This is a genomic window from Dietzia sp. CW19 (assembly GCF_014145265.1).
Taxonomy (GTDB): domain Bacteria; phylum Actinomycetota; class Actinomycetes; order Mycobacteriales; family Mycobacteriaceae; genus Dietzia; species Dietzia natronolimnaea.
In genome coordinates this window covers 1-2,290 of record NZ_JAALEE010000500.1, presented here as the reverse complement: position 1 = coordinate 2,290, position 2,290 = coordinate 1, and the positions used below count along the sequence as shown (strand labels likewise).

Annotated in this window: 2 protein-coding genes and 1 pseudogene; all 3 read right to left on the bottom strand. The window is 71.1% G+C overall.

Annotated features, from left to right (window positions below):
• On the bottom strand, positions 1-843 hold an 843-nt coding region (locus G6021_RS14270), incomplete at its 3' end, for a hypothetical protein (protein WP_187700738.1).
• A gap of 17 nt (positions 844-860) precedes the next feature.
• The gene (locus G6021_RS14265) at positions 861-2,096 is read right to left on the bottom strand and encodes an O-succinylhomoserine sulfhydrylase (RefSeq protein ID WP_182641559.1); all 1,236 of its coding nucleotides are present in this window, start codon (positions 2,094-2,096) and stop codon (positions 861-863) included.
• 49 nt (positions 2,097-2,145) lie between these two features.
• Positions 2,146-2,290, bottom strand: a pseudogene (locus G6021_RS17530) (rhodanese-like domain-containing protein); the annotation flags it as partial.

The window sequence follows — 2,290 nt, the reverse complement described above, 5'->3', positions numbered from 1 at the left end:
TGCGGCGAACTCGGGCAGCAACGGCGCCAGGTCCAGCGACTCGTACCTCACCAACCGCACCGACTCCCAGCCGCCCTCGGCCGCCAGCTCCGCCACCAGATGGTGCCCGCCGGCCTCGCGGTCCTTGCCGCACGCGTCGCGCCACGCCTGCGCCTCCACGACGATCCGCAGGTGCGCGCCCCGCCGCCCGTGGGCGACGGGCGCCAGCTGGTCCAGCAGCTCCGGGCCGTCGATGTTCTCGCCCATCCGCTCCAGCAACACCCCCACCACCACCGGATCGCCGGGACCGCGCAGGTGCTTGCCGGCGCGGATGGCGGAGGAGACCTCGTCCTCGTCCAGCAGCCGCGGGTGCGGCACGACCACCGGTTCGACGCCCCACCGCACCCACAGTTCGTGCGCCGCCACCTCGGTCAGCGTGACCACGGCAGCGGCGGCCTCGACCAGCGTGCCGGTGTGGTCGCGGTGCGGGAGTTCGTCCTCGTGGGACGGGTAGACGATGTCGTGGACGGTGAGCACCATCGGTACCTCGGCCCGCGACAGGTGCTCCACCACCCCGTCCACGCTCTCGGGCTCCAGGTAGTCGTAACCGAAGTGCACGTGCGCCAGGTCGACTCCGCCCAGCGGGTCGCCGTCGCGATGGATCTCGCCCGACGCCTCGTGGCCGGGATCGAACTCCGCGGGGGTCACCGCCTCGGGCGGGGTCTGCCCGTTCACCACCCCGGGCCGGACGGGCACCAGCTCTACGTGCCGGGCGCCGTCCAGACCGGTGATCCGGCGAACCGCGGGATGGGCTGCGGGAAGCACCGCCACCCGGGTCCGGGAATGTTCACCCCGATCATCCATACGGCCAATCTAGACCGTCATCCCAGGCCGCGTCGCAGGTCCTCAATCAGGTCTCCGGCGAACTCCAGCCCCACGGACAGGCGGACCACGTTGTCGCCGATGCCCACCGCGGCGCGGGCCTCGGGCTCCATGGACGCGTGGGTCGTCGTCGCGGGATGGGTGACCAGTGTCTTGGCGTCGCCGAGGTTGTTGGAGATGTCGATGACCTCCAACGAGTTGAGCAGGGAGAAGCACTCCTTCTTGCCGCGGCCGCCCTTGTCGTCGTCGCCCCGGCCACCGTCACCACCGCCGTCGTACTTCAACCCGAACGTCACCACCGACCCGCCGCCCGACATCTGCGCCCGCGCCAGTTCGTACTGGGGGTGCGACTCGAGCATCGGGTACGTCACCCACTCCACGGCCGGGTGCGACTCCAGGAACCGCGCCACCTCCAGCGCGTTGGCACTCATCCGCTCGACGCGCAGGCTCATGGTCTCCAGGCCCTTGAGCAGGACCCACGCGTTGAACGCGCTCATCCCGAACCCGGCGTGGCGCATGAGGTCCTGCACCGGCCCGGAGATGTACTCCTCGGTGCCCAGCACGGCCCCGCCCAGAACGCGGCCCTGGCCGTCGATGTGCTTGGTGGTGGAGTAGACCACGATGTCCGCGCCCAGCTCGAGCGGCTTCTGGTGCAGGACGGTGGCGAAGACGTTGTCCACCACCACCTGCGCGCCGGCCGCGTGCGCCAGCTCGCAGACCGCGCGCACGTCCACCAGCTCCTGCATGGGGTTGGAGGGGGTCTCGAAGAACACGGCGTCGGTCGGCTCGCTGAGCGCCTCGCGCCACTGGTCCAGGTCGGAGCCGTCCACGAACACCGTCTCCACGCCCCAGCGCGGCAGGATCTCGTTGCAGATCACGAAGCACGAGCCGAACAGCGCTCGGGAGGCCACCAGCCGGGAGCCGTTGCCCAGCAGCGCGGCCAGTGCCACGAACACCGCGGACATGCCGGAGCTGGTGGCGAAGCACGCCTCGGCGCCCTCGATCTGCCGCAGGCGCTCCTGGAACATCGCGACCGTCGGGTTGCCGTAGCGGGAGTACACGAACCGCTGGAGGTCCCCGTTGAACGACGCCTCGGCCGCCTCCGCCGAGGAGTAGACGTAGCCGGAGTTGAGGAACATCGGCTCGGCGGTCTCCTCGAAACCGGTGCGCATCTGCCCGGCCCGCACCCCCAGGGTGTCGGGGTGGAGTCCGTCGGGGAGCTCGTTGTTTCTCATCCGCTGCTTTCTGAGTGTCGTCGGTGGTGCGGTGGCGGGCCGGGCCGGGTCAGGACTGTCGCCAGGGCAGTCCCGCGACCTTCCACCCGTTGACCGAACCGCGGTGGCCCGCCGCGTCCGGGTCGCCCTCGAATCCCTCGGCCACGTTGTAGGCGGGGCCCAGACCGGCGGCGGTGGCGGCGCTCGCGGCGGCG